Origin of the sequence: Streptomyces griseoflavus (genome assembly GCF_014649995.1) — a bacterium.
In the GTDB taxonomy this organism is placed as follows: domain Bacteria; phylum Actinomycetota; class Actinomycetes; order Streptomycetales; family Streptomycetaceae; genus Streptomyces; species Streptomyces griseoflavus.
Genome location: NZ_BMUC01000001.1, coordinates 250,525 through 275,946, shown reverse-complemented (window position 1 = coordinate 275,946; position 25,422 = coordinate 250,525). Strand labels below are relative to the sequence as shown.

Sequence of the window (25,422 nt, the reverse complement as noted above, 5' to 3'; positions counted from 1 at the left end):
GGTCCGGAACCCGGTGCGCGGCTAGCGGCGGGCGCCGACGCGGCCGCGACGGTACAGCATCGCACCGCCCGCGAGCAGCGCGGCGCCGGCGGCCGAGGCGGCCAGCAGGCCGTCGCTGCCGGTCTCCGCCAGGTGCGGCGGGTTGCCGGGCACTTCCCCGGCGGGCGGCTCCTCGTCCCGCGTCGGGGGCGTCTTCACCTTGGTGGGAGGCTCGGGCGTCTCCTTGTCCTTCTCCTTCTCCTTCTCCTTCTTGTGACCCGTCTCGTTGACGCAGGTGTTGTCGCTCGCGTCGTTGAACAGGCCCACCAGGTTGACGCTGTTGCCGCAGGCGTTCAGCGACAGGTCGATGGGCGCCTGGATCAGGTTGCCGGAGAGCACGCCGGGCGAGCCCTTGGCGGCGCCCACCGCGTGCGCGCCGCCGGACTCGCTGTGCGAGGCGCCGGACTCGTGGTACGAGGTGCCGGCCCCCTGGTGCGAGGACTCCTTGTGCGCGGGGTCCACCGAACGGTCCGCGGACTTCTTGGAGTGGTCGCCGCCGGAGGTGTTGACGCAGGTGTTGTCGTGCGCGCTGTTGAACGCGCCCGCGCCGGTCACGGTGTTGCCGCACACGTTGACCGGGGCGTGGACCGGGGCCTGCACGGTGTTGCCGGAGGCCACGCCGGGCGAGCCCTTGGTGCCGCCGACGGCGTGCGCGCCGTCACCGTGCTTGCCGCCCTCGGACGTGTTGACGCACGTGTTGTCGGACGCCTCGTTGAAGGCGCCGATCCCCGTGACGGTGTTGCCGCACGCGTTGACCGGCACGTGGACCGGGGCCTGCACGTTGTTCCCGGACAGCACACCGGGAGAATCCTCGGCGCCGCCCCCCGCGAACGAGTCGGCGAGGGCGGGGGTTCCGTACAGGGACAGAATGCCCGTGGCGGTGGCGGCCGCCGCGAACACTCCCCTGCTCAGGGTCTGTCGCAATGTGGTTGTCTTCCTGCTTGGAGAATCGGGAGCGGCCACGCGTTCTGGCCCTCCGCTGCCGCATGGCCTACTCCTTCATCAACCCGGCTCCACGGAATCGGTTGCGCAGGTTCACCCGGTTGGCCCGCGCGACGGGCGCGCGGGCCGGGCGTCAGGACACCACGTCCCGCCTTCTCACGACACGACGTCCTTGCGCACGAACCCGCGGAACGCCAGCGCGAACAGCACGAGCGCGTACGTCACGGACACCGCCGCGCCCTGGATCATGCCGGACCACTCCGGGCTGGGCTGGACGGCGTCGGCCCAGGCGAACTGCCAGTGCGCGGGCAGGAAGTGACGCCAGTCGCCGAGTGCGGTGACGGCGTCCAGCACATTGCCGACGATGGTCAGGCCCACGGCCCCGCCGACCGCGCCCAGCGGGGCGTCGGTGCGGGTGGACAGCCAGAACGCCAGGGCGGCGGTGACCAGTTGCGACACGAACAGGTACGCCACGACGATCACGAGCCGCTGCGCGGCGGTCCCCGGGTCGAGCGCCCCGCCGGTGGGGATCTTCAGCGGGCCCCAGCCGTAGGCGACGGTGCCGACGGCGAGGGCGACCACCGGCAGCAGCACCATCGCGGCGAGGCTCAGCCCCAGTCCGACGATCAGCTTGGACCACAGCAGGCGCATCCGGGGCACGGGCGCGGCGAGCAGGTAGCGCAGGGAGGACCAGCCGGCCTCCGAGGCGACGGTGTCCCCGCAGAACAGGGCGACGGGGATGACCAGCAGGAAGCCCGCCGAGACGAACAGGTTCACGGCGGCGAAGTTGGCGCCGGACGCGGTGGCCGTGTCCATCAGGTTCACCCGGCCGCCGGGCCGGTCCGGTTCGCCGCCGATGGCGAAGGCGACCACCAGCACGAACGGCAGGAGGGCGAGGACCGCGCCCATGACGTAGGTGCGGCGGCGCTTGAGCTGGCGGACCAGTTCCACCCGCAGCGGCAGGGTGCGGCCCGCGCGGTAGCCGTCGGCGACCTCGACGGGGCGGGCGGTCGTCCCGTCCGGCCCGGCGGGTTCGTCCCGCTCGGTGAGCGTGCTCATGCGGAACCTCCGATCAGGGTGAGGAAGGCGTCCTCGAGGCGGCGGTGCGGGCCGACCGACGCCACGGGCACGTCCAGCCGGACCAGTTCGGCGACCAGGCGCGGGGCGGTGCCGTCGGGGCCGAGCCGCACCAGCAGTCCCTCGTCGGTGCGGACGGCCGAGGCGACGCCCGGCAGTGCGGCGATCTTCTCGGCGACCGGCTCCTCCACGGGCGTGACGGTGCCGACGAGGAGGGTGTCGCCGGAGCCGACGATCTCCTGCACCGGGCCCGCCTGGACGAGCTGTCCGCGGTCCATGACGACGAGGTGCGTGCAGGACTGCTCGACCTCGGACAGCAGGTGGCTGGAGACGATCACCGTGCGTCCGGCGGCCGCGTACCGGATCATCACCTCGCGCATCTCGCGGATCTGGGGCGGGTCGAGGCCGTTGGTCGGCTCGTCGAGGATGAGCAGGTCCGGGAGGCCGAGCATGGCCTGGGCGATGGCGAGGCGCTGGCGCATGCCCTGGGAGTAGGTGCGCACCGAGCGGGCGAGCGCGCCTCCGAGGCCGGCGATCTTCAGGGCCTCGTCCAGGTGGGCGTCCTGGGGCGGGCGGCCGGTGGCCCGCCAGTACAGCTCCAGGTTCTCCCGGCCGGACAGGTGCGGCAGGAAGCCGGCGCCCTCGACGAAGGCGCCGACCCGGGAGAGCACCGGGGCGCCGGGGCGGATGGCGTGGCCGAAGACGCGGATCTCGCCGTCGTCGGGCCTGATGAGGCCCATGAGCATGCGCAGGGTGGTCGTCTTGCCGGCGCCGTTCGGGCCAAGCAGTCCGAGCACCTGGCCCTTCTCCACCCGGAACGACAGGTCCCGCACGGCGTACCGGTCGGAGGAGCGGGCGTACCGCTTGCTCAGGCCGGTGATCTGCAGGGGCACCTCGGCGAGCGCGGGGTCGGGGGCCGGGGCGGTGGTGCGGCGGCGGCCGGTCAGCAGCAGGCCGAGGGCGGTCAGCGCACCGGCGGCCGGCAGCCACACCACCCACGCGGGCAGCGGGGCGGCGGCGGTGGTCACACCGGGCGCGGTGGGGACGGTGAGGTCGCCGCGGAGGGAGACGGTGTACGTCGCCGGGGTGGCCGGGGAGGCGTAGCCGAGGTCGGTGGAGGCGAGGACCAGGCGCAGCCGGTGGCCGTCCTCGACCTCGTGGTCGACGGCGGGCAGGGTGAGCTTCACGTCCTTGCCGGCCCTGGCGTCCTCGACGCGGACGGGGGTGACGAGCTGCGAGGGCAGCACCTGCTGCCGTCCGTCCGGGCCGACGTCGTACACCTTGGCGAAGAGGACGGCGTCGTCGCTGGTGGACTTGACGTGCACGGTGACGGTCGGTGAGCCGGTGATCCGCAGGGCGCCGCGGACCGGGGCGGATTCGAAGCGGGCGTGCTGGCCGGGGAAGTCCAGGGAGACGCCGACGCCGAGCGAGGAGAGCTGGGCGAGTCCGCCGGAGCCGCCGAGGCCGGGCAGGGCGGAGACGGCGGGCGGGCTCGCGCCGGCCGGGTTGGCGAAGCTCTGCTCGTCGCGTCCGGTGAGCGGGACGGTCCGGCCGCCGCTTCCGAGCCCCGGGTAACGGTCGGCGCTCGCGCCGTTCAGCACGGCCCGTCCGTCGGTGGAGTCGACTCCTCCGGTGCGGGTGACGCGGAAGGCGGGGCCGGTGTCGGCGCCCTTGTCGTCCTTGAGGTAGCGGTCGAACCAGGCGGTCACGCGCTGCCGCACCCGTGCGGTCTCCGGGTCGCCGCCGTCGTGTCCGCCGGCGATCCAGTCGACGCCCACGGGGGCGCCGTTGGCGCGGATCGCCTGGGCGGCGGCGTCGGCCTGGCCGAGCGGGAAGAGGGAGTCCGACTGGCCCTGCAGGAGGAGGGTGGGCACGTCGATGCGGTCGGCGACGGCGGACGGCGAGCGCGCTGCGAGGAGTGCGCGGGCCTCGGCGTCGGGGACGCCGGTCTCGGCGACCCGCTCGTACATCTCGCACAGCGCCGGCTCGAACTTGTCGCACCCTCCGCCGGAGTTGACGAAGATGCCGGCCCACAGCCTCTTGAACACCCCGCCGGGGAACAGCGCGTCGGCGAGGTCGAAGTAGGTGATGGCCGGGGCGATGGCGTCGACCCGGTCGTCGTGCCCGGCGGTGAGCAGGGCGATGGCGCCTCCGTACGAGCCGCCGGCCATCCCGACGCGCGGGTCGCCGTCCTTGTCGAGCCGTACCTCGGGCCGGCCGGCGAGCCAGTCGATCAGGCGGGAGACGTCGGCGACCTCGCCGTCGGGGTCGTTGAGCCCGATCTTCCCGGTGGACCTGCCGAAGCTGCGGGCGGACCAGGTGAGGACCGCGTACCCGTCGCGGGCGAGTTCCTCGGCCTGCTGCCGCACGTCCTCCTTGCTGCCGCCGAAGCCGTGTCCGAGCAGTACGGCCGGGCGGCGGCCGTCGGGTCCGGCGGTGAAGTACGAGGTGTCGATGCGCACCCCGTCCTCCGTGGCCATGACCCGGTCGGCGCGCCGGACCGGGGGTGCGTCGTCCGAGGCGACGGCGGTCCAGGTGCCGGCACCGGCGAGCACGACGACGGCGGCCGCGGCGGCGGCCGTCCGTCGCGGCCGCCGTGACCGCAGCCACCGCGCTCCGGGCAGTCGAAGATCCATGCGTCAACCGTACGGGGTCGACCTGTCGGCCAGTTGTCGACCGGAGACCGAACCGGGGGACCTCCCTGCGGCGTACGGGAGGCCCGCCGCGTACCGCGTTCGCGGTACGCGGGGCCGGTCACGCTCGGGCGCGGACCGCCGGCCGGGACCGTGGAGGTGAGCACGGTCCCGGCCGGGGGGTGGCGTGGTGGTCCGCCCGCGTCAGTGGTTGCGCGGGAAGCCCAGGTCGACCCCGGTCGGGGCGTCGGCCGGGTCGGGCCAGCGGGTGGTGACGACCTTGCCGCGGGTGTAGAAGTGCGTGCCGTCGTTGCCGTAGATGTGGTGGTCGCCGAAGAGGGAGTCCTTCCAGCCGCCGAAGGAGTGGTAGCCGACGGGGACCGGGATCGGGACGTTGACGCCGACCATGCCGGCCTCGACCTCCAGCTGGAAGCGGCGGGCGGCGCCGCCGTCCCGGGTGAAGATCGCGGTGCCGTTGCCGAACGGGGAGGCGTTGATGAGGTCCAGGGCCTCCTCATAGGTCTCGGCGCGCAGGACGCACAGGACGGGGCCGAAGATCTCGTCCTGGTAGGCCTTGGCGGACGTCGGCACCTTGTCGAGGAGGGAGATGCCGATCCAGTGGCCGTTCTCGTGGCCGTCGACGGTGTAGCCGGTGCCGTCGAGGACCACGTCGGCGCCCTCGGCCGCCGCGCCGGTGACGTAGGAGGCGACCTTGTCGCGGTGGGCCGCGGTGATCAGGGGGCCCATCTCGGAGGCGGGGTCGTTGCCGGGGCCGATCTTGATCTTCTCGGCGCGCTCGCGGATCTTCTCCACCAGCGTGTCGCCGATCGCGCCGACGGCGACGACGGCGGAGATCGCCATGCAGCGCTCGCCGGCCGAGCCGTAGGCGGCGGAGACGGCCGCGTCGGCGGCGGCGTCGAGGTCGGCGTCGGGCAGCACCAGCATGTGGTTCTTGGCGCCGCCGAGGGCCTGGACGCGCTTGCCGTTGGCGGAGGCGGTGGTGTGGATGTGGCGGGCGATCGGGGTGGAGCCGACGAAGGAGACGGCCTTGACGTCGGGGTGCTCCAGGAGGCGGTCGACGGCCACCTTGTCGCCGTGGACGACGTTGAACACGCCGTCGGGCAGTCCGGCCTCCGCGAGCAGTTCGGCGAGGCGGACGGAGGCGGAGGGGTCCTTCTCGGACGGCTTCAGCACGAAGGTGTTGCCGCAGGCGATGGCGAGGGGGAACATCCACATCGGCACCATGGCCGGGAAGTTGAACGGGGTGATGCCCGCGACCACGCCGAGCGGCTGGCGGATCGAGGACACGTCGACGCGGCTGGCGACCTGCGTGGACAGCTCGCCCTTGAGCTGCACGCTGATCCCGCAGGCCAGGTCGACGATCTCCAGGCCGCGGGCGACCTCGCCGAGGGCGTCGGAGTGGACCTTGCCGTGCTCGGCGGTGATCAGTGCGGCGATCTCGTCGCGGTGGGCGTCGAGCAGCGCGCGGAACCTGAACAGGATCGAGGTGCGGGCGGCGAGCGAGGACTGGCCCCAGCTCAGGTACGCCTCCTTGGCGGCGGCGACCGCGGCGTCGACCTCCTCGACGGAGGCGTACGCGACCCGGGTGGTGACCTCTCCGGTCGCCGGGTCGGTGACCGGCCCGTGGTTCCCCGAGGCGCCTTCGACGGTCTTGCCGCCGATCCAGTGGTTGACGATCTTCGTCATGACCGAGAACTCCTTCGCAGAGGGCGGCGTCGGGTGGAGACGTGCCGTTCGTGCAGCGCGTACAGCTGGTCCTGCTCTTGCGTCCCGGTCGCGGGCGGGTGCGCCGCGCTCCGGGCCATGTCCTCATCCCACCAGGTCCCGGGTCCCGGACGGGCCCGACACTGTGTCGGCCGTTCGGGTCCGCGAGTGGACACATGGGGGCGGGACGGAACCTCCGGCGCGGGGCCACGGCGGGCGGGGAGTCGTCGCTCGCGGCTCGCTCCTGCCAAAGCGAGGCGGCCTCCCGCGCCGGAGGCGATCGGTGGGGTGCCGGGGGCGGCACCCAGGGGGACGTACGGTCCGGTGGGGGTGCGCGGTCCGGTGGGCGTACGCGCCCCGTTCGGGGTGCGCGGCCCGGCCACGGGGTCCACACCGATCCACCCCGGGGTGATCGGGTCGTACGCCATCGCGGTCGTCCCTTCGCACGGCTCGTCGGCACACACGGCCTCACGGCCGGTCCGGCTCCACGGCATGTCCGGCTCTCTCTTCCGGCTCTCCAGGTTTCTAGCCCGGCACCGAAGCCCTGTCAATGTTTTGTCCGGACATTCGGACGAGAACAGGCGGTGTCGTGGCCGGACCTCGCTGTCAGTGCCCGCGGCTACCGTGCGGTGCCATGGCGAACGCGTACACGACCCTGTGGACCAACGACCTGTGCCGGGCCCTGGCCCGTGAGGGCTTCGCGGGCGAGCGCCTGACCGTGATGTTCGGCGGGCCGCACCAGTCGCTGCCGAGCTTCCGGCGCGCCGGGGTGCGCCCGGGTGACGTGATCCACCCGGTCCGGGTCCTCCGCAAGCGGCTGTGGGTGCTCGGGGCGATGGAGGCGGGGCGCGTCCTGGACTACGACACCGTGGGTGAGGAACTGGCCATGGAGGACTACCTCCGGCTGGTCCACTGGAAGCCGCTGAAGGCCGGCTGCGTCAGCGAGGTCGTCGTCGGCCCGCCCGGCAGCCCGCTCACCTTCGAACGCCCCGTCCCGCCCGACCTCCTGGCCCGGCTCACCTACCGGTCCCGGCGGGGCGAGCGGCAGATCAGGCACGTGGTGGACGGCGAACTGCGCAGCGCGGTGAGCGTGCACGGCGTCTACCGGCTGGCACCGGATTCCGCGGACGAACTGGACGCGCTGATACGCGCATCCGGCGCCGCCTGATCTCACGCGGGGCCGCGGAAGTCAATGCGCCCCGCCGGTGAGCCGGGGTGCGCCCGTGCGTCACTCCTGTCACAAAAGCTCCGGCACGGTCACGGGCGTCACGCGGAGGCGGGCCTTCCGTCACACCCGGCGCACAGCCCCTGCCCTCCGGCCGGCCGGCCTCGTTCACCGGGCACAACGCATGCCTGATCACCAGCGTGCACCCGGCTCCCCCTGACGGCCGCCCCCGGCCGCCTCCGTGGTGCGCGCGGGGAGGTGCCATCCATGACCGACCGACGACTGTGGTCCTACAAGGACATCGCGGCCCACATCAAGGTGCAGCCGGACACGGTGCGTTCCTACCGCAAGCACGGACTGCTGCCGCCGCCCGACCATGTGGAGGGCGGCAAGCCGTACTGGTACGCCGACACCGTCCGCGCCTGGGTGGCCCGCCGCCCGGGCAACCGGGGCCGCAGAGACGGCTGACCCGAGAGGGACCGACGGTGCCCCACCCTCCCGGTGGGGCACCGTCGCGTTCTCCGTGCCTCGCCGTCGAGCCCGTCCTCAACCGCGTTGGGAGTGGGCGGCGTTCAGTTCCACGGTTCGATGACCGTCACTCCGGCGCCCGGGGCCGTGCCCATGGCCGCGAGGGCCGCGGGGGCGGCGTCCAGGCCGATCGTGGAGGTGACCAGCAGGTCGGGGCGGAGGACTCCCGCGCGGACCAGTTCCAGCATCGGCGGGTAGGTGTGGGCGGCCATGCCGTGGCTGCCGAGGAGTTCGAGTTCCAGGGCGACGGCGCGGGCCATGGGGACGGGTGTGGTGCCCGTCGGTGAGGGCAGCAGGCCGACCTGGACGTGGCGGCCCCGGCGGCGCAGCCCGTTCACGGAGGCGGCGCAGGTGGCGGGCGCGCCGAGGGCGTCGAGGGAGAGGTGGGCGCCGCCGCCGGTGAGGTCGCGGACCGCTGCGGCCGGATCCGGTACCGCGGAGGCGTCCACGCACTCCGCCGCGCCGAACCGCCGCGCCAGTTCCAGCGCCCCGGGCGACACGTCGACGGCGACGACCCGGGCGCCCGCGGCCGCCGCGATCATCACCGCCGACAGGCCCACCCCGCCGCAGCCGTGCACGGCGACCCACTCCCCCGCCGCCACCCGGCCCTGCCGCACCACCGCCCGGTAGGCGGTGGCGAAGCGGCAGCCGAGCGAGGCGGCGGTCGCGTACGACATGCCGTCGGGGACGGCGACCAGGTTCACGTCCGCGTGGTCCAGGGCCACGTAGTGGGCGAAGGAGCCCCAGTGGGTGAAGCCGGGCTGGGTCTGCCGTTCGCACACCTGCTGGTCACCGGCGGCGCAGGCCGGGCAGGAGCCGCAGGCGCAGACGAACGGCACGGTGACCCGGTCCCCCGGGCGCCGGCCGGTGACGCGGGCGCCGACCGCTTCGACGACGCCGGCAAGTTCGTGACCGGGGACGTGCGGGAGCGTGATGTCCGGGTCGTGGCCCTGCCAGCCGTGCCAGTCGCTGCGGCACAGGCCGGTGGCCTCGACGCGGACCACGACCCCGTGTTCCGCGGGCTCCGGGTCCGCGACCTCCCGCACCTCGGCCGGTTCCCCGTACCGCTCGAACACCACCGCGCGCATGGCCGGACCCGCCTTCCGATGATCGTCGCTTCCGGCGGAACGGTAACCCCGGGCGGCGCGCACGGTCGGGCGGGGTCCCCGATGGTGCTCCGCCGCCCGGCCGGCCCGTCGTGGATTTATACCCCCTAGGGGTATAGTCTGGATGCAGTGGCCCCCTGGGGCCCCTCCTGTCAGCCCCACCCCCTACGCACCGACGAGGAGCAACGACATGACCTCCCAGACCGACACCCAGGGTTCCGTCACCACCGTCTACAAGGTGAGCGGGATGAGCTGCGGGCACTGCGAGGGTGCCGTCTCCGGTGAGATCTCCGCGATCCCCGGCGTCAGCTCGGTGACGGCCGTCGCCTCCTCCGGCGAGGTGACCGTGGTCTCCGCGGCCCCGCTCGACGAGGCGGCCGTACGCGCGGCCGTCGACGAGGCCGGTTTCGAGCTGGCCGGCACGGCCTGAGCCCCGCGCCGCACCCCCGAAGGCACCCCGGGGCGGCGTGAACCGGGCCGTACCGGCCACCCGTACCCCGTGGCCCCCGGCCCGGCCCGCCGCCGGCCCCGGATCCCGGACGTTCCTGGAGCACGGACATGACCAGCACCACCGCCCGCGAGGCACCGGCCGCCGACCGGCAGCCGGCCGCCTCGGAGGTCGAGCTGCTCATCGGCGGGATGACCTGCGCCTCCTGCGCGGCCCGCGTCGAGAAGAAGCTCAACCGCATGGACGGCGTCACCGCCACCGTGAACTACGCGACGGAGAAGGCCCGCATCACCTACCCGCCGGGCGTCGAGGTCGCCGACCTGATCACCACGGTGGTGCGGACCGGCTACACCGCCGAGGAGCCCGCGCCCGCGCGGGACGCGGACGAGGGGCCCCCGGCCGGGCAGGCCGACCCCGAGCTCGCCGCCCTGCGCCGCCGGCTGACCGTCTCCGCGCTCCTCGCCCTGCCCGTGGTCCTGCTGGCGATGGTGCCGGCCCTGCAGTTCGACAACTGGCAGTGGCTCTCCCTCACGCTCGCCGCGCCCGTGGTGGTGTGGGGCGCCGCCCCCTTCCACCGGGCGGCCTGGACCAACCTCCGGCACGGCGCGGCCACCATGGACACGCTGGTCTCGGTGGGCACGCTCGCCGCGTTCGGCTGGTCGCTGTGGGCGCTGTTCCTCGGTGACGCGGGCACGCCCGGCATGCGCCACCCCTTCGAGCTGACCGTCTCCCGGACCGACGGCGCCTCCGCGATCTACCTGGAGGTCGCGGCGGGCGTCACCACGTTCATCCTGCTCGGCCGCTATCTGGAGGCCCGCTCCAAGCGCCGCGCGGGCGCGGCCCTGCGGGCGCTGATGGAACTGGGCGCCAAGGACGTGACCGTGCTGCGCGAGGGCCGCGAGGTGCGGATACCGGCGGAGCGGCTCGCCGTGGGCGACCGGTTCGTCGTACGGCCCGGGGAGAAGATCGCCACGGACGGCACGGTCCTGGAGGGCTCCTCCGCCGTGGACGCGTCCATGCTGACCGGGGAGTCCGTCCCGGTGGACGTCACCGTCGGCGACACCGTCACCGGCGCCACGGTGAACGCGGGCGGCCGGCTCGTCGTCGAGGCCACCCGGATCGGCGCCGACACGCAGCTGGCGCGGATGGCGAAGCTGGTGGAGGAGGCGCAGAACGGCAAGGCCCAGGTGCAGCGCCTGGCCGACCGGATCTCCGGGGTCTTCGTACCCGTGGTGCTGCTGATCGCGGCCGGCACCTTCGGGCTGTGGCTGGGCTCCACCGGCGACACGGTCGCCGCGTTCACCGCGGCCGTCGCCGTGCTGATCATCGCCTGCCCCTGCGCGCTCGGCCTCGCCACCCCGACCGCGCTGATGGTCGGCACCGGGCGCGGGGCCCAGCTCGGCATCCTCATCAAGGGTCCGGAGGTGCTGGAGTCCACCCGCCGTGTCGACACGGTCGTGCTGGACAAGACCGGCACCGTCACCACCGGACGGATGTCCCTGCAGGAGGTGTACGTCGCCGAGGGCGAGGAGGAGCGGCTGCTGCTGCGGCTCGCGGGCGCCCTGGAGCACGCCTCCGAGCATCCCGTCGCGCGGGCGGTCGCCGCGGGCGCCGAGGAGCGCGCCGGCGCGCTGCCGGGCGTCGAGCACTTCGAGAACGTCCCCGGCAGGGGCGTACGCGGGCGGGTGGAGGGCCGTGAGGTGGCCGTGGGGCGGTTCCCGGAGTTCGTCGGGGACGGGCTGCCGCCGGAGCTGGTCCGGGCGAAGGAGGAGGCGGAGCGTGCCGGGCGCACGGCCGTGGTGGCCGGCTGGGACGGCGTGGCGCGCGGCGTCCTCGCGGTCGCCGACACCGTCAAGGAGACCAGCGCGGAGGCGGTGCGCGAGCTGCGGGCGCTCGGGCTCACGCCGGTGCTGCTGACCGGCGACAACCGGGCCGTGGCCGAGGCGGTCGCGAGGACCGTGGGCATCGACCGGGTGGTCGCCGAGGTGCTGCCCGAGGACAAGGCCGAGGCCGTACGGCGGTTGCAGGGCGAGGGGCACGTGGTCGCCATGGTCGGTGACGGCGTCAACGACGCGGCCGCGCTGGCCGTCGCCGATCTGGGTCTCGCGATGGGTACCGGCACGGACGCGGCGATCGAGGCCGGCGACCTGACGCTGGTCCGCGGCGACCTGCGGGTGGCGGCGGACGCGATACGGCTGTCCCGCCGGACCCTGTCGACCATCAAGGGCAACCTCGTCTGGGCCTTCGGCTACAACGTGGCCGCGCTGCCGCTCGCCGCGGCGGGGCTGCTGAACCCGATGATCGCCGGGGCCGCGATGGCCTTCTCGTCGGTGTTCGTCGTGACGAACAGTCTGCGGCTCCGGGCGTTTCATTGAGGTCTCAAGTTGGGGTGCACCCCTGGAGTCCGGTAAGACCCTCACATAAGCTCTTCACACGGCTCGCGCATCTTCCTTACGCTTGAGCCCCGTGACTGGTTTGCGGGCTCTTGCGCGCCTTGGGGAGATATGCAAGAGACGCAGATCACAGTGATCTGAACGTAACCATCGAAGGGGTTCGAAGGTCTAAGTTGGCGATGTCGGGCAGCGTCTTGGGGGGCGCTGACTGACATCTGGGGATGTCTTGGGGGACTTTCCCAGAGATTGCGTTGCCGGGGCACGTACCCGTGGGGAGCTTTGAGCGGCCCTCCCGAATGTGCGCTGTCCCGGCAGACCGCACATCGACGAGTGCGGCGGGTTCAGGTCCGTCCGTGCTCACACAGCGATTCAGGCGCTGTTCTCACAGACGCCCGGCCGGATCCCGTGGGGGGAATCCGCACCGGGACATGGGAAGGCGCCCTGGTTCGTCGGCCCGTGGGGGGACCGGCGGCCGGGGCGCCTTTTCCTTTGCTTCTCTTCGTTGGGGGTGCCATACGCCCGAAGGGGCGCGGGGAACCGCGACCGGCCTCAAGCCGGCCCGCGGCCGCCCACACCCCTTCGGCGACGAACTCTCAGGCGTACGACCCCGGCACAGGCAGGGGTCAGCGCTCCTCGACGGGGACGAAGTCCCGCTCGACGACGCCCGTGTAGATCTGGCGCGGGCGACCGATGCGGGAACCCGGCTCCTTGATCATCTCGTGCCACTGGGCGATCCAGCCCGGCAGGCGGCCGAGGGCGAACAGGACCGTGAACATCTCGGTCGGGAAGCCCATGGCCCGGTAGATGAGGCCGGTGTAGAAGTCGACGTTCGGGTAGAGGCTGCGCGAGACGAAGTAGTCGTCGGAGAGCGCGTGCTCCTCCAGCTTCAGGGCGATGTCCAGCAGCTCGTCGGACTTGCCGAGGGCGGACAGCACGTCGTGCGCGGCGGCCTTGATGATCTTGGCGCGCGGGTCGAAGTTCTTGTAGACCCGGTGGCCGAAGCCCATCAGGCGGACGCCGTCCTCCTTGTTCTTCACCTTGCGGATGAAGGAGTCGACGTCGCCGCCGGCGTCGCGGATGCCCTCCAGCATCTCCAGCACCGACTGGTTGGCGCCGCCGTGCAGCGGGCCCCACAGGGCGGAGATGCCGGCGGAGATCGAGGCGAACATGTTCGCCTGCGAGGAGCCGACCAGGCGCACGGTGGAGGTCGAGCAGTTCTGCTCGTGGTCCGCGTGCAGGATGAGCAGCTTGTCCAGGGCGGCCACGACGACCGGGTCGAGCTCGTAGTCCTGCGCGGGGACCGAGAAGGTCATGCGCAGGAAGTTCTCGACGTAGCCGAGGTCGTTGCGCGGGTAGACGAACGGGTGGCCGACCGACTTCTTGTACGCGTACGCCGCGATCGTCGGGAGCTTGGCCAGCAGGCGGATGGTGGAGAGGTTGCGCTGCTGCTCGTCGAAGGGGTTGTGGCTGTCCTGGTAGAAGGTGGACAGCGCCGAGACGACCGACGACAGCATGGCCATCGGGTGGGCGTCGCGCGGGAAGCCCTTGTAGAAGTTCTTGACGTCCTCGTGCAGCAGGGTGTGCTGCGTGACGTCGTTCTTGAACGAGGTGAGCTGGTCGACCGTCGGCAGCTCGCCGTTGATCAGCAGGTAGGCGACCTCCAGGAAGGTGGAGCGCTCCGCCAGCTGCTCGATCGGGTAGCCGCGGTACCGGAGGATGCCGGCCTCGCCGTCGAGATAGGTGACAGCGGATTTGTAGGCGGCGGTGTTGCCGTAGCCGCTGTCCAGCGTCACCAGTCCGGTCTGGGCGCGGAGCTTTCCGATGTCGAAGCCCTTGTCACCGACAGTGCTGTCGATCACCGGGTAGGTGTACTCGCTGCCGTCGTACCGCAGTACTACAGAGTTGTCGCTCACGTCTTCCCTCACCGACGTTGTGCCTCATCTTCGAGGTGCCCTGACTGTCTCTACCATCCCCCACTCGGCTCAGGAGAGTGCACTCGGGGTCGACCATCGGGCCTATCGACGGCACTCAGTGCCGTCAACTTGCCCATCCTGCCCCGTGCGTTCCCCATCCGGAAGGGCTCTGTGACCTTCACGACTCATTTGATCGATCATTTTTTGGCGACGGGCCGCCCGCCGGGGCGATTCGTCCCGTGCTGGGGGGTCCTGGGCGGAGATCCTTCGCACCGGCGAGGCGGAAGTCGAGCGCCGTGCACCGGCGGCCCGCCGAGACCGTGCGCACCGCCTGTCCGATCGCCTTGCGGGAGCCGACCAGGACGACCAGCCGCTTGGCCCGGGTGACCGCCGTGTAGAGCAGGTTGCGCTGGAGCATCATCCAGGCTCCCGTGGTCACCGGGATGACGACGGCCGGGTACTCGCTGCCCTGCGAACGGTGGATGGTCACGGCGTAGGCGTGTGCCAGTTCGTCCAGCTCGTCGAAGTCGTAGGGGACCTCCTCGTCCTCGTCGGTCAGCACGGTGAGGCGCTGGTCGACCGGGTCGAGCGAGGTGACCACGCCCACGGTGCCGTTGAAGACTCCGTTCTCCCCCTTCTCGTAATTGTTGCGGATCTGGGTCACCTTGTCGCCGACGCGGAAGACCCGGCCGCCGAACCGCTTCTCGGGCAGGTCGGGGCGGCCGGGGGTGACGGCCTGCTGGAGCAGCCCGTTGAGGGTGCCGGCACCGGCCGGTCCCCGGTGCATGGGTGCGAGGACCTGCACGTCACGGCGCGGGTCGAGGCCGAACCTGGCCGGAATGCGGCGGGCGGCGACGTCCACGGTGAGCCGGCCCGCCTCCTCGGTGTCGTCCTCGACGAAGAGGAAGAAGTCCCTCATGCCGTCGGTGACCGGGTGCTGCCCGGCGTTGATCCGGTGGGCGTTGGTCACCACGCCGGACTGCTGGGCCTGGCGGAAGACCCGGGTGAGCCGGACGGCGGGGACCGGGCCGCCGTCGGCGAGCAGGTCCCGCAGGACTTCCCCCGCCCCGACGCTGGGGAGCTGGTCGACGTCGCCGACGAAGAGGAGGTGCGCTCCGGGCGGGACCGCCTTGACCAGCTTGTTCGCGAGCAGCAGGTCCAGCATGGACGCCTCGTCGACCACGACCAGGTCGGCGTCGAGCGGCCGGTCCCGGTCGTAGGCGGCGTCGCCGCCGGGCTTGAGTTCCAGCAGGCGGTGCACGGTGGAGGCCTCGGCGCCGGTCAGCTCGGCGAGCCGTTTGGCGGCCCGGCCGGTGGGTGCGGCGAGGACGACCTTGGCCTTCCTGGCGCGGGCCAGCTCCACGATGGAGCGCACGGTGAACGACTTGCCGCAGCCCGGCCCGCCGGTCAGCACGGCGACCTTCTCCGTCAGCGCCAGCCTGACGGCCGCCTCCTGCTCGGGGGCGAGGTCGGTGCCGGTACGGCCCTTCAGCCAGCCGAGCGCCTTGTCCCAGGCCACGTCCCGGAACGCCGCCATCCGGTCCTCGTCGGTGCGCAGCAGCCGCCGCACCTGGGCGGCGAGGGCGGCCTCGGCGCGGTGGAAGGGGACGAGGTAGACGGCGGTGACGGGGTCGCCGCCCTCCGGGTCGGGCACCTTCTCCCGTACGACGCCGGGGTCCTCCCCCTCCTCGGGTTCCGCGGCGAGCTCGGCGAGGCACTCGATGACGAGACCGGTGTCCACCTGGAGCAGTTTCACCGCGTCGGCGATCAGCTTCTCCTCGGGGAGGTAGCAGTGGCCCTGGTCGGTGGCCTGCGACAGCGCGTACTGGAGTCCGGCCTTCACCCGCTCGGGGCTGTCGTGCGGGATGCCGACGGACCGGGCGATCCGGTCGGCGGTGAGGAAGCCGATGCCCCAGACGTCGGAGGCGAGGCGGTACGGCTGGTTCCTCACGACGGAGATCGAGGCGTCGCCGTACTTCTTGTAGATGCGCACGGCGATGGAGGTGGAGACCTCGACGGTCTGGAGGAACAGCATCACCTCCTTGATCGCCTTCTGCTCCTCCCAGGCGTCGGCGATCTTCTTGGTGCGCTTGGGGCCGAGCCCCGGCACCTCGATGAGCCGCTTGGGCTCCTCCTCGATGACGGTGAGGGTGTCGACGCCGAAGTGCCGGGTGATCCGGTCGGCGAAGACCGGCCCGATGCCCTTGACGAGTCCGGAGCCCAGGTAGCGCCGGATGCCCTGGACGGTGGCGGGGAGCACGGTCGTGTAGTTCTCCACGTGGAACTGCTTGCCGTACTGCGGGTGCGATCCCCAGCGCCCCTCCATCCGCAGCGACTCCCCCACCTGCGCGCCGAGCAGCGCGCCGACGACGGTGAGCAGGTCTCCGGCGCCTCTGCCGGTGTCGACCCGGGCGACGGTGTAGCCGTTCTCCTCGTTGGCGTAGGTGATGCGCTCCAGCACGCCTTCGAGCGTGGCGGGCTTGCGCTGCTCGCCGGGGGCCGTGGGTGACGGGTTGGGCATGATCCGACGGTACCGGTGGGGTGTGACAGGGGGTGCCGGGTCCGGCAGAGCCGTCGTTCCGCCCGGGCCGGAGGTCCTGTGATGTCAGCGCTCGCCGGTCCTCGCCTCGCACCGGCGTCGGATGGCGGCAGCCTGTTCCAGCGCCGCTGCGGCCTCTGCGCCTGCCCTGGCCCGGTCCTCTTCGAAGACGAGGACACGGGCCAAGGCGTCCAAGGCTCCCGCGACGCTCTCCCGCCAGTCGGCGAACTCGACGGATTCGGCGTCGGACGGCTGCTGCGACTTCACGTCGCGGAGATGGCGCAGAGCGCGCTTCAGCGCGGGGTCGACCACGGCTCCGGTGCCGGATCCCATGGCCCCGGACCGGCTTCTCACCTCGTGTGCTGACCGATCAAAGAGTTCAGCAGGGCGGCTCCGCGTTCGGCGTCGTCGACGCTCACGGCGAAGTCCTTGCCCTTGACGGTGCGGATGACCAGGCATTCGCCGCCGCGCAGCATCACGGTGGTTCCCAGCCCGTTCAGCCGGTACCCCCAGCCGCCGACCTGGGCGGCGGTGCGGGTCTCGACGCGGGCGGAGGCGATGTCCTCGGCCGCCCACCGCCGTGCCGGCCAGCCCAGCGGGCCGAAGGTGACGTCGAGTCCCTTCTCGCTCACCCGTGCCTGCACCGACGCGCAGCAGAGCACGACCACGGTGGCGAGCGCGAGCGGTCCGGCGAGCAGCACGGCCTCCGCCCCCGTCAGGCCGCCCACCGACGCCGCCGACGCTCCCACCGCGACCACTCCGGTCACGGCCGCGGTGACGTGGAGCCAGGGGTTGGACGTCCGGGACAGCCATACGAACCGCTGCCCCTCCGGTATCTCCATCGTCGGCCCGGCCACCGGCGGGACCGGGACGCGCGCCCGGTGACCGGCCCACAGGGCCGCCGCGCCCACGGCGACCGCCGCCGCCAGGGTCACGACCACCCAGACCGTCACCGAGCCGGCCTCGCGCCAGTCGGTGTGGTCCAGGTTGGCCCGCACGATGGACGCCTGGGCGCCGAGGAGCGTCGCACCGCCGAACCCCAGGGTGGCGCCGACCCAGCCGGGCGCCGCCCCGCCGGCACTGCTGCGGGCCCGCCACTGGACCAGCACGACGACCGCCGCCATCGCCACCCAGATCAGTGCCGGGACGAAGGTCGCGGCCCAGAACGGCATGGAGGAGTCCGGCCCGCCCGACGCGTCCCAGTGGGTCGCCAGCCGGTCCGGCAGCCGGTCCCTGGCGGCCAGTGGCAGCGCCACCAGCACCCCCAGGACTCCGACGACCCAGCCCCCGGCGCCCCACACCGCGGCCTTCCTGTGTCCTGCTCGGTCGGTCACGGGATCCCCCTGATCATGTCGATGATGTCGTCCTTGCCGTATCCGAGGCGTGCCGCGTCGGCCACGACGTCGCGTACGCGGTCCAGGAGGGCCGCGCGCTCGTCGGCGGCCCGGGCCACGGTCACGCCCCGCCCCCGCCGGAACTCCAGCACTCCCTCGTCGCGCAGCGCCCGAAGGCCCCGCAGCACCGTGTTGACGTTCACGCCCAGCGCCTGGGAGAGGTCCCGGGCCGGGGGCAAACGGTCGCCCGGCGCGCATTCGCCTTCGGCGATGGCCCGCCGGATCGCGCCCGCCACCTGCTCGTGCAGGGGGTGGTCGTCCGCAACGTTCAATCTCAGCAGCATGGTGCTAATGACAATAGCACCATCGGCGTCATGCGGGAGGTCGCGGAATGCCATACGACTCAGGGGCGGCCAGGGGGCGTCGGTCGGCGCCACGGCGCGGACATGCCGCTTTCGGAGCAATTGGGGGTGTCGGGCCGGCCGGCCGTCACGCTGTGCCTGTCGATCACGGTCGCGGCGGATGCGGGCGAGGCGTCTCTGGCCAGTGGGGACCGGACGAGGAGGACAGGCCATGCACCAGGGGACACTCATGGGCCGGCTGTCGAGGGTGTTCGAGCTCGACCCCGCGGGGATCAACTGGCCGCGAGCGGTGATGTTCGTGGACGCCGCGCTGGTGCCGCTGGTCGTCTTCTGGGCGATCGGACACGAGCAGTACCTTCTCAGCGCGTTGTTCGGCCTGCTGTTCGCGGGACTGGCCGACCCGGGAGGCGGCTTCGCGCACCGCGCGTCGCACATCGCCGTCTTCGGACTGGCCGGTGCGGGAGTGACCGCGCTGGGGTTCGGCATCGGCGGAGCCGACTGGGGCCGGCTGGTGCTCGCGGTCTTCTGCGTCACGCTGGTGGCCGGCCTGACGGCCGCGTTCGGGGTGCACCGGTTCGTGGCCGCCCTGCTGCTGAACGTCTGGTTCGTCGTCACCCTCGGAGTGGCGGTCGGCTTCCATCAGCACGCCCACCTCACCAGCCACGTCTGGGCCCAGGTCCTCGCCTGGACCGGTGGGTCGGCGCTGTGGATCGCGGTGACGTTCGTCGCCTGGCTGATCCGCGGGCGCCGGGACCGGCCCCAGCCGGTCGCGGAACTCCCGGGTGACACCTCGCGGAGAAAACTGACCCGCCCGCTGGTCCTGTTCGCGCTGATCCGCGCCCTGGCCATGGGCGGCGCCACCGCGCCGGCGTTCGGACTGGACCTCTCGCACGGCTACTGGCTGCCGATCGCGGCCATCGTCGCGATGAAACCGAGCCTGGAGCAGACCACGCTCGCAGCCGCCCAGCGCCTCGCCGGCGCGATGATCGGCGCCGCCGTCGCCGCGCTGCTGATGCTCCTGCCCACCAGCGCACACGGACTCAGGCTGTTCACGGTCGAACGCGGTCTCGAAGTGGTCGCGCTCGTCCTGCTGATGCACGGGGCGGCGATCCGCTTCTGGAACTACGCGCTCTACAGCGCGGCCATCGCCGCCGGAGTGCTCGTCCTGGTGGACCTCCCGCAGCCCTCCGACTACACCGCCGAGGGCTACCGGGTGCTGTGGACGTTGTGCGGCGTGGGAATCGGTCTGCTCGTCATGCTGCTCGCGGGCCTGCTCGCCAAGCACACCGCCCAGGCTCCGCCCCGACCGGCCTGAGAGAATTCCGCTCCGGCGGCGCGGCCGGGAAAAGGGCGGGCCTCCGCAGGTCGGGCCATGAGAGGGTCTGCGTCGGCCGACAGGGGCCCGCGGAGGGAACCATGGGTCTGATCCACAGCTACGACATCCAGCTGCCGCCCCGGAACGTCGCCGGGGCACTGACCCGTGTGGCCGAGCTGGCGCCGCCGACGCGTGACGTGCCGCCGCTGGAGGTCACGCTGCCGGGCGGTGACCGGGTGGTGGTCCCCTTCACGTCCGGGTTCAAGAGCGAGCCGGTCGACCGCTCCGCGGGCGGCACGTTCGAGCTGGACACCTCGCTCATGTTCGGCATCGACGACGTGGTGCGCGCCTATCTGGAGGCGCATGGCGGCGGCGTCGAGGAGAACGGGCGCGTCCAGATCGGGTACGTCTACGCGACCGTCCGCTTCGAGTCGCCCCTGCACCCCGGTTACACGTCGATCGACTTCTGGGCGGCGACCTCGGCGATGAGCCGCCTGTTCGCGGCGTCTGCCAGCGTCAGGGAACTGTTCACCGACCTCGCCTCCGCGAGCGGCGCGGTGTGCTGCCTGTTCGACACCGGCGACGGCGGACCCGAGGAGGTGTGCTGGCTCAATGGTGAGCCGACCCGGGAGATGATCGGCGGCTCCCGCTTTCCGGACCTTCAGGCGCTGGTGGCGACGTGGCCGGACCCGGTCGATGAGCCCGCTCGAACGCGGTCCGACAGCGCGCCACCTGGTCGGCCACCTGCTCCAGATACCAGCGCATGATCGCGTACGGGATCACGCGCTCGTCGGGGCTGTGGACGCGGACGGTCGGCTCCAGATCCGGGTCCTCGTCCGGGACGAGCGCCACCAGGAAGGCGGGGCCGGGCAGATGAGTCACCCCGCTGGGGTCTCCACCGGCCGGCACGGGCTTCGCCTCACTCAGTTCCACGGCCCAGGCGTCGTCCGGCAAGGCGTAGTGAAACAGGACGGCGTAGTGCCGGCCGGCATGCTCTCGCAGCTCCCAGGGCATCGCCGTCAGGGCTTCCGGGTGGGCTTCTTCAGCGCTTCGAGAAACGGGGTGAAGGCGGCGGTGGGGAAGGTGAGGGTGGCTCGGGCGGCGGCCTTGGAGTCGCGGACGGCTGTGTGGGTGGGGGAGGTGGCGATCTCCACACAGTTGTTGCCGTCGCCTCCGCCGGAGTAGGAAGACTTGCGCCAGTCAGGGATGGACACGGAGCCTCACAGTTCCTTGGCGAGTCGGAGGATGAAGTCGCGTGACCGGTCAGGATCCAGCGACACCTCCGCCACTCTACGAAAAACCGTTCGGAAGACGCCCAGTTGTGCTTCGGAATCGATGAAGCCGGTGCCATGTGGCGCGTCGCGAACGGCTGTGTCCAGCTTGGGCACCCTTCCGCCCGCCAGCATCATGGGACTCCAGAAGCCGCCGAAGCCCTCCAGGTCGAAGGGGATGACCCGCACACTGACGTGATCGGCTTCGGAAAGTTCGAGAACGCGCTGGAGCTGCGCACGGGCGACTGCTCGGTCCGCGACCTTGATGCGCAACGCCGCTTCGTGAATGACCGCTTCGTACGGGCACGCCGATTCCAGAATCACTCTCCGGTGCATCCGATGGCGCACACGCAGTTCCAGTTCTTCCTGGGGAAGCTCGGGCACCCGTGACGAGAAGGCGGCACGCGCATAGTCCTCCGTCTGCAGCAGGCCGGGCACGAAGAGGAACTCCACGTCGCGCCGGTAGGTGGAGTGCTGCTCCAACTCGGCAAGGTCCAGGAACGGCGTGGGCAGGAGACCTCGATACTCCTCCCACCATCCGCGAGTACGGTCCGTCGCCATGACGACGAGAGCGTCGACGAACGCCTCATCCGTGCACGAGTAGTGTGCGGCGAGTCGGCGCAGACGCTCCTCGCTCACCCCCGCGAGCCCTGACTCGATGTGGCTGATCTGTACGCGGCTGACTCCGAGCATCGCCGCCGCCTCGATGGCCGAGAGCCCTGCCGCGTCTCGCAACCTGCGCAGTTCGACTGCCAGACGTAACTGACGTGCGGTGCATTCTCGCCTCAAGACCATGCGGGGCTCCATCGGTTCAACGGGATTGCTCGTGCGACCCGTTCGGGGTCAGGTTAGGCGATCGACTTGCTCCGTATGACATGTTAGCCCTACGGTCACTGATGGGACGCACACCGTGTGAAACCGGAAGCGCACCGCCCCGTCCTGCCATGACGGCTGCGGCAACGACACCGGACCCCGCTCTCTCGACTCCCCTCACTGACAACGGAGTTCCGCATGTCCGAGAACGAACCGTGGGAGTACTCCCTGTACATCCCCAACGACCTTCGCGCCGTCACCGTCAGCCGCCGCACCCTGCGTCTCATCCTGACCATGCACGGGCTCATCCGCCTCGTCGACGTCGCCGAACTCCTGGCCACCGAGCTGGTGTCCAACGCCGTACGGCACACCAAGGGCCCCGCCGGCCTGCGTGTGCGCTGGTCGCCGCCGGGGACGTTGCGGATCGGGGCGTGGGACGCGGACCCCCAACCCCCGGAGCCTCCCCGTCCGTTCGAAGGGGACGCCGATGCCGAGGACGGGCGAGGGCTGGCGCTGGTGCGGGCCTGCGCCGACGTGTGGGGATGGCAGCCGCTGTTCCGGCAGGGCAGTCGAGGCAAGTACGTGTGGTGCGAGCTGTCGGCGGCCTGACGGGCAACAGCAACAAACGGCTTGTCCGGACGAGCCGTCCCGCGAATGCTCGACCCTCATGAGCGGGAATGAAGTCGACCGGCGACTCGTGGCGGCGGTTCAGGCCGGGGACGTAGAAGCGGTGCGGGCACTGCTGGACGAGGGTGCCGACCCGGACGTCCCGGGCGACGACGGGCTGCCGGTGCTGTGTACGGCCATCGCGGCGTTCGATTCCGCGGTCGCCGATGTACTGGTCGAGGGCGGGGCCGATCCCGACCGGGTCCTGCCCGACGGGACCACACCGCTGTGGCGTGCCATCGACGGCGGCTCCCCGGCCGTCCTCACCGCCGTACTCGGTGACGAGCCCCGGCTCCGGCTGCCCGAGGAAGCCCGCGAAGGGCTGCTCGCCCTGGCCCGGAGCTGGTACGAGACGGGCACGGCCGAGGAGTTGCGGCGCCGGACCGGCACGTCGGGGCCGGTGCGTACGGTGCGCGTGCCGGACGACCCCGACGAGTACCACCGCATCGACCAGGTCTCACTCGGCAGCCTGGTCGCGCGGACCGGGCACGGCGGCATCCTGACCGCCCTGGAGTGGGCCTTCCGCATCCTGACCCCCGTGGACGACCTTGTCGCCCGGGCCGCCGACCAGCCGGACGAGGAGCACGCCACCTGGTGGGAGGTGCTGTCGGTCCTCCTCAAGCGCCCCAGCTTCGAGACCTGGCAGGCCGTGGTGGCCCACCGTCACCACCCCGGCCCGGTACACCGCCGCTTCGTGGCGGAGTACCTGCGCACCCGGGGCGTCCTCGTGTACGACTCCCCGTACGCGCAGCAGGAGGGCGACTTCCTGGCCGCCTGGGCGGCGGAGGAGACGGACATCGAGATGCTCGTGAAGGTGCTGGCGGCTTTCGCCGAGTACGAGCATCCCGGCACGGAGGACATCGGCCTCCGCTACACCGACCACCCCGATGTCCGGGTACGCAGGCGGGTGCCCGGGCTCTTCTGCCCCTGGGGCGCTTCCCTGACGTCCCCGGCCAGGGACGGGCTGCTCCCCCTCATCCGTGACCCGGACGCCCGGGTGCGGCTGCTCGCCTCCCGGACGGCCGTCCACGACGACGCCCTGCTCTCCCCCGCCGTGCAGGCGCTGCTCGCCCTGGCCGACGGCCCGGACGCCGGCCTGCGGGGTGAGGCGGCGGCACTCCTGGCCGCCTGCCCGGACCGCTCACCCGCGGTCGCCGACGCCCTGTTCGCGCTGCTCGACGAGGACGATCCGCTCACCTGCCTGGAAGCCGCCTACGGACTCGCCCTGCGCGACGACCCCCGCACCACCGTGGCGTACCGGCTGATCGTGGACCGCGACATCGGCGACGCCGACGACCACCGCTGGTGCAGGCTGTGGCACTGGCACTACGACAGGGAACGCGCTGCCGCCGAGTGACACGGGCAGGGTGACCCGCCGCCCGCCGCCCGCCGCCTGACGCGGCGCCAGTCGGCGACGGGCGGGAGCGCCGGTCAGCGGCGCAGGACCGTGCGCCGGCGCATGCGCGTCAGCTTCTCCGGGTTGCGCACGGCGTAGAGGCCGGTGATGAGGCCGTCGTCGAAGCGTGCCGCCATCACCGTGTCGAGTGCGCCGTCGAGCCGGACGAGCAGCCCCGGGAAACCGTTGACCTGCACCGGCTCCATCGAGACCTCGGCGGGCTGCCTGAGGAGGCCGCCGAGCATGAGGCGCGCCACCTTGCCGGCGCCCCTGACCGGCCGCAGCACGGCCCGCTTGATGCCGCCGCCGTCGCCCAGCAGGACAACGTCCGGCGCGAGGAGGTCGAGCAGGCCCTGGAGGTCGCCCGTCTCGACGGCCCGCTGGAACGCGGCGAGCGCGTCACGGGTCTCGGTCCGGGACACCGCCCCGCGCGGCCTGCGCGCCGCGACGTGGGCGCGGGCCCGGTGGGCGGTCTGGCGGACGGCGGCCGGACTCTTTCCGACGGCCTCGGCGATCTCGTCGTATCCCAGGTCGAACACCTCGCGCAGCACGAACACCGCCCGCTCGGTCGGCGTGAGCGTCTCCATGACGAGCATCATCGCCATGGAGACGCTGTCGGCCAGTTCGACGTCCTCGGCGACGTCGGGGGTGGTGAGGAGCGGCTCGGGCAGCCAGGAGCCGACGTAGGACTCCTTGCGGCGGCCCAGCGTCCGCAGCCGGGTCAGGGCCTGCCGGGTCGTGACCCGCACGAGGTACGCGCGCCGGTCGCGCACCCCGGAGAGGTCGACGCCCGCCCACCGCAGCCAGGTCTCCTGGAGGACGTCCTCCGCGTCGGCCGCCGAACCGAGCATCTCGTAGGCGACGGTGAAGAGGAGGTTGCGGTGGGCGACGAAGGCCTCGGTGGCGGGACCGCCGCCCCCGTCGTGCCCGTACTCGCCGTGGTCGCTCATCGCTCCGACTCCGTCCGTCCGTCCGTCCGCCTTCGACCGTGTCACGCGCACAGGACGCCGGCCACCGTCCTCCTGTGACATCCACCGGCGGTAACCCACGTCACAGCGGCGCCCTGTCACACGAGCCGGACGGCCGGCATCTCGTGTGCGTCAGTTCATCAGTTCGCCGGTACGGCACCGACTGTGAGGACAAGTCATGGACACCCGGTTCAACCTGTTCGAGAACGAGATCGGCCTCAAGCTCGCCAAGCGCTTCGCGGGCATCGCCCAGGTGGTGCAGCAGTCGCCGCTGCCGAAGTCCACGCAGGAGCTGGTCGCGCTGCGCGCCAGCCAGATCAACGGCTGCGGCCACTGCATCGACATGCACGTCAAGGAGGCCGCAGCCGCCGGTGAGAGCGCGGTCCGGCTCCACCTGGTCGCCGCCTGGCGGGAATCCACCGTGTTCACCGAGGCCGAGCAGGCCGCGCTGGCGCTCGCCGAGGAGGGCACCCGGCTCGCCGACGCCCACCTGGGCGTGTCCGACGAGACCTGGGCCCGGGTGCGCGAGCACTACGACGACGACCAGGTCGCCGCGCTGGTCGCCGTGGTCGCCCTGATCAACGCGGCCAACCGGCTCGCCGTGATCCTGCACCAGCGGGGCGGCTCCTACGAGGCGGGGATGTTCACCGCCGCGATGGGCTGAACCGGGCCGGCGCGGGGCCGGGGCCCCGGCCCCGGCACTCCCCTTCGTCCCTACCGGCGCGCCCATCACCGGCGATGGGATCCAGTCTCCGCCCCCGGCTGACGCCCAGCCCACGCGAGCCGCTC

General features: G+C 72.2%; 22 protein-coding genes. 9 read left to right on the top strand and 13 right to left on the bottom strand.

Annotated features, from left to right (window positions below):
* Positions 1-21: 21 nt before the first annotated feature.
* From IE172_RS35225 to mmsA, 4 genes are all read right to left on the bottom strand, one after another.
* On the bottom strand, positions 22-963 hold the full coding sequence (locus IE172_RS35225) for a chaplin (RefSeq protein WP_229885734.1): 942 nt from the start codon (positions 961-963) through the stop codon (positions 22-24).
* Between the two features lie 174 nt (positions 964-1,137).
* Positions 1,138-2,040, bottom strand: a complete 903-nt coding sequence (locus tag IE172_RS01225; RefSeq protein ID WP_190095150.1) for an ABC transporter permease — start codon at positions 2,038-2,040, stop codon at positions 1,138-1,140.
* On the bottom strand, positions 2,037-4,694 hold the full coding sequence (locus tag IE172_RS01220; protein WP_190095149.1) for an alpha/beta fold hydrolase: 2,658 nt from the start codon (positions 4,692-4,694) through the stop codon (positions 2,037-2,039). Before IE172_RS01220 ends, IE172_RS01225 begins: the two co-directional genes overlap by 4 nt.
* Positions 4,695-4,895: 201 nt before the next feature.
* Positions 4,896-6,398 (bottom strand): CoA-acylating methylmalonate-semialdehyde dehydrogenase, encoded by a 1,503-nt coding sequence (mmsA, locus tag IE172_RS01215; protein ID WP_190095148.1) that lies wholly within the window; start codon positions 6,396-6,398, stop codon positions 4,896-4,898.
* A gap of 652 nt (positions 6,399-7,050) precedes the next feature.
* Here mmsA and IE172_RS01210 point away from each other — a divergent pair.
* On the top strand, positions 7,051-7,584 hold the full coding sequence (locus IE172_RS01210) for a hypothetical protein (protein ID WP_190095147.1): 534 nt from the start codon (positions 7,051-7,053) through the stop codon (positions 7,582-7,584).
* 264 nt (positions 7,585-7,848) lie between these two features.
* The gene (locus IE172_RS01205; protein ID WP_189555916.1) at positions 7,849-8,049 is read left to right on the top strand and encodes a helix-turn-helix transcriptional regulator; all 201 of its coding nucleotides are present in this window, start codon (positions 7,849-7,851) and stop codon (positions 8,047-8,049) included.
* A 104-nt stretch (positions 8,050-8,153) separates the two neighbouring features.
* On the opposite strand, the gene IE172_RS01200 is transcribed toward IE172_RS01205, so the two are convergent.
* A complete protein-coding gene (locus IE172_RS01200; protein WP_190095146.1) occupies positions 8,154-9,197 on the bottom strand; it encodes a zinc-dependent alcohol dehydrogenase family protein in 1,044 nt (347 codons plus the stop codon).
* Between the two features lie 208 nt (positions 9,198-9,405).
* Between IE172_RS01200 and IE172_RS01195 the strand changes: the two genes are divergently transcribed.
* Both IE172_RS01195 and IE172_RS01190 read left to right on the top strand, forming a co-directional pair.
* Positions 9,406-9,645, top strand: a complete 240-nt coding sequence (locus IE172_RS01195; RefSeq protein WP_190095145.1) for a heavy-metal-associated domain-containing protein — start codon at positions 9,406-9,408, stop codon at positions 9,643-9,645.
* 128 nt (positions 9,646-9,773) lie between these two features.
* Positions 9,774-12,038 carry a heavy metal translocating P-type ATPase gene (locus IE172_RS01190; RefSeq protein ID WP_190095144.1) on the top strand — a complete coding sequence of 755 codons (2,265 nt, stop codon included), beginning with the start codon at positions 9,774-9,776 and terminating at the stop codon, positions 12,036-12,038.
* A 641-nt stretch (positions 12,039-12,679) separates the two neighbouring features.
* Here IE172_RS01190 and IE172_RS01185 read toward each other — a convergent pair.
* The 5 genes from IE172_RS01185 to IE172_RS01165 form a co-directional block, all read right to left on the bottom strand.
* The gene (locus IE172_RS01185; protein ID WP_190095143.1) at positions 12,680-13,969 is read right to left on the bottom strand and encodes a citrate synthase; all 1,290 of its coding nucleotides are present in this window, start codon (positions 13,967-13,969) and stop codon (positions 12,680-12,682) included.
* A 178-nt stretch (positions 13,970-14,147) separates the two neighbouring features.
* The gene (gene recD2 / locus IE172_RS01180; protein ID WP_229885733.1) at positions 14,148-16,490 is read right to left on the bottom strand and encodes an SF1B family DNA helicase RecD2; all 2,343 of its coding nucleotides are present in this window, start codon (positions 16,488-16,490) and stop codon (positions 14,148-14,150) included.
* An 84-nt stretch (positions 16,491-16,574) separates the two neighbouring features.
* Positions 16,575-16,841 carry a hypothetical protein gene (locus tag IE172_RS01175; protein WP_190095142.1) on the bottom strand — a complete coding sequence of 89 codons (267 nt, stop codon included), beginning with the start codon at positions 16,839-16,841 and terminating at the stop codon, positions 16,575-16,577.
* 17 nt (positions 16,842-16,858) lie between these two features.
* Positions 16,859-17,842 carry a DUF1648 domain-containing protein gene (locus IE172_RS01170; RefSeq protein ID WP_190095141.1) on the bottom strand — a complete coding sequence of 328 codons (984 nt, stop codon included), beginning with the start codon at positions 17,840-17,842 and terminating at the stop codon, positions 16,859-16,861.
* A complete protein-coding gene (locus IE172_RS01165) occupies positions 17,839-18,186 on the bottom strand; it encodes a GntR family transcriptional regulator (RefSeq protein ID WP_190095140.1) in 348 nt (115 codons plus the stop codon). Before IE172_RS01165 ends, IE172_RS01170 begins: the two co-directional genes overlap by 4 nt.
* Positions 18,187-18,415: 229 nt before the next feature.
* Between IE172_RS01165 and IE172_RS01160 the strand changes: the two genes are divergently transcribed.
* Both IE172_RS01160 and IE172_RS01155 read left to right on the top strand, forming a co-directional pair.
* Positions 18,416-19,519: an FUSC family protein gene (locus IE172_RS01160; protein WP_229885732.1), complete on the top strand. Its 1,104-nt coding sequence runs from the start codon at positions 18,416-18,418 to the stop codon at positions 19,517-19,519.
* Positions 19,520-19,620: 101 nt separating this feature from the next.
* Complete coding sequence (locus tag IE172_RS01155; RefSeq protein ID WP_229885731.1) at positions 19,621-20,286, top strand: hypothetical protein; 666 nt, start codon at positions 19,621-19,623, stop codon at positions 20,284-20,286.
* Positions 20,287-20,538: 252 nt separating this feature from the next.
* Here IE172_RS01155 and IE172_RS01150 read toward each other — a convergent pair whose 3' ends face one another.
* Together IE172_RS01150 and IE172_RS01145 are read right to left on the bottom strand one after the other, a co-directional pair.
* Positions 20,539-20,733 (bottom strand): DUF397 domain-containing protein, encoded by a 195-nt coding sequence (locus IE172_RS01150; RefSeq protein ID WP_190095139.1) that lies wholly within the window; start codon positions 20,731-20,733, stop codon positions 20,539-20,541.
* Between the two features lie 6 nt (positions 20,734-20,739).
* Positions 20,740-21,585: a helix-turn-helix domain-containing protein gene (locus IE172_RS01145; RefSeq protein ID WP_190095138.1), complete on the bottom strand. Its 846-nt coding sequence runs from the start codon at positions 21,583-21,585 to the stop codon at positions 20,740-20,742.
* A 216-nt stretch (positions 21,586-21,801) separates the two neighbouring features.
* On the opposite strand from IE172_RS01145, the gene IE172_RS01140 reads away from it, so the two are divergent.
* Complete coding sequence (locus IE172_RS01140) at positions 21,802-22,212, top strand: ATP-binding protein (RefSeq protein ID WP_190095137.1); 411 nt, start codon at positions 21,802-21,804, stop codon at positions 22,210-22,212.
* A gap of 58 nt (positions 22,213-22,270) precedes the next feature.
* Positions 22,271-23,626 carry an ankyrin and HEAT repeat domain-containing protein gene (locus tag IE172_RS01135; RefSeq protein WP_190095136.1) on the top strand — a complete coding sequence of 452 codons (1,356 nt, stop codon included), beginning with the start codon at positions 22,271-22,273 and terminating at the stop codon, positions 23,624-23,626.
* A 74-nt stretch (positions 23,627-23,700) separates the two neighbouring features.
* On the opposite strand, the gene IE172_RS01130 is transcribed toward IE172_RS01135, so the two are convergent.
* Positions 23,701-24,615, bottom strand: a complete 915-nt coding sequence (locus IE172_RS01130) for an RNA polymerase sigma-70 factor (RefSeq protein ID WP_190095135.1) — start codon at positions 24,613-24,615, stop codon at positions 23,701-23,703.
* A gap of 196 nt (positions 24,616-24,811) precedes the next feature.
* Here IE172_RS01130 and IE172_RS01125 point away from each other — a divergent pair, with 196 nt between their 5' ends.
* Positions 24,812-25,297: a carboxymuconolactone decarboxylase family protein gene (locus IE172_RS01125; RefSeq protein ID WP_190095134.1), complete on the top strand. Its 486-nt coding sequence runs from the start codon at positions 24,812-24,814 to the stop codon at positions 25,295-25,297.
* The last annotated feature ends 125 nt before the right edge of the window (positions 25,298-25,422 follow it).

Excerpts from the sequence above, each read along its gene's own strand:
- IE172_RS01135 (WP_190095136.1), top strand. The coding sequence starts at position 22,271 with ATGAGCGGGAATGAAGTCGACCGGCGACTCGTGGCGGCGGTTCAGGCC.
- IE172_RS01145 (WP_190095138.1), bottom strand. The coding sequence starts at position 21,585 with ATGGTCTTGAGGCGAGAATGCACCGCACGTCAGTTACGTCTGGCAGTC.
- IE172_RS01165 (WP_190095140.1), bottom strand. The coding sequence starts at position 18,186 with ATGCTGCTGAGATTGAACGTTGCGGACGACCACCCCCTGCACGAGCAG.
- IE172_RS01130 (WP_190095135.1), bottom strand. The coding sequence starts at position 24,615 with ATGAGCGACCACGGCGAGTACGGGCACGACGGGGGCGGCGGTCCCGCC.
- IE172_RS01155 (WP_229885731.1), top strand. The coding sequence starts at position 19,621 with ATGGGTCTGATCCACAGCTACGACATCCAGCTGCCGCCCCGGAACGTC.
- IE172_RS01200 (WP_190095146.1), bottom strand. The coding sequence starts at position 9,197 with ATGCGCGCGGTGGTGTTCGAGCGGTACGGGGAACCGGCCGAGGTGCGG.
- IE172_RS01205 (WP_189555916.1), top strand. The coding sequence starts at position 7,849 with ATGACCGACCGACGACTGTGGTCCTACAAGGACATCGCGGCCCACATC.
- IE172_RS01175 (WP_190095142.1), bottom strand. The coding sequence starts at position 16,841 with ATGGGATCCGGCACCGGAGCCGTGGTCGACCCCGCGCTGAAGCGCGCT.
- IE172_RS01220 (WP_190095149.1), bottom strand. The coding sequence starts at position 4,694 with ATGGATCTTCGACTGCCCGGAGCGCGGTGGCTGCGGTCACGGCGGCCG.
- mmsA (WP_190095148.1), bottom strand. The coding sequence starts at position 6,398 with ATGACGAAGATCGTCAACCACTGGATCGGCGGCAAGACCGTCGAAGGC.
- IE172_RS01225 (WP_190095150.1), bottom strand. The coding sequence starts at position 2,040 with ATGAGCACGCTCACCGAGCGGGACGAACCCGCCGGGCCGGACGGGACG.
- IE172_RS01140 (WP_190095137.1), top strand. The coding sequence starts at position 21,802 with ATGTCCGAGAACGAACCGTGGGAGTACTCCCTGTACATCCCCAACGAC.
- IE172_RS01210 (WP_190095147.1), top strand. The coding sequence starts at position 7,051 with ATGGCGAACGCGTACACGACCCTGTGGACCAACGACCTGTGCCGGGCC.
- recD2 (WP_229885733.1), bottom strand. The coding sequence starts at position 16,490 with ATGCCCAACCCGTCACCCACGGCCCCCGGCGAGCAGCGCAAGCCCGCC.
- IE172_RS01125 (WP_190095134.1), top strand. The coding sequence starts at position 24,812 with ATGGACACCCGGTTCAACCTGTTCGAGAACGAGATCGGCCTCAAGCTC.
- IE172_RS01160 (WP_229885732.1), top strand. The coding sequence starts at position 18,416 with ATGCACCAGGGGACACTCATGGGCCGGCTGTCGAGGGTGTTCGAGCTC.
- IE172_RS01195 (WP_190095145.1), top strand. The coding sequence starts at position 9,406 with ATGACCTCCCAGACCGACACCCAGGGTTCCGTCACCACCGTCTACAAG.
- IE172_RS01190 (WP_190095144.1), top strand. The coding sequence starts at position 9,774 with ATGACCAGCACCACCGCCCGCGAGGCACCGGCCGCCGACCGGCAGCCG.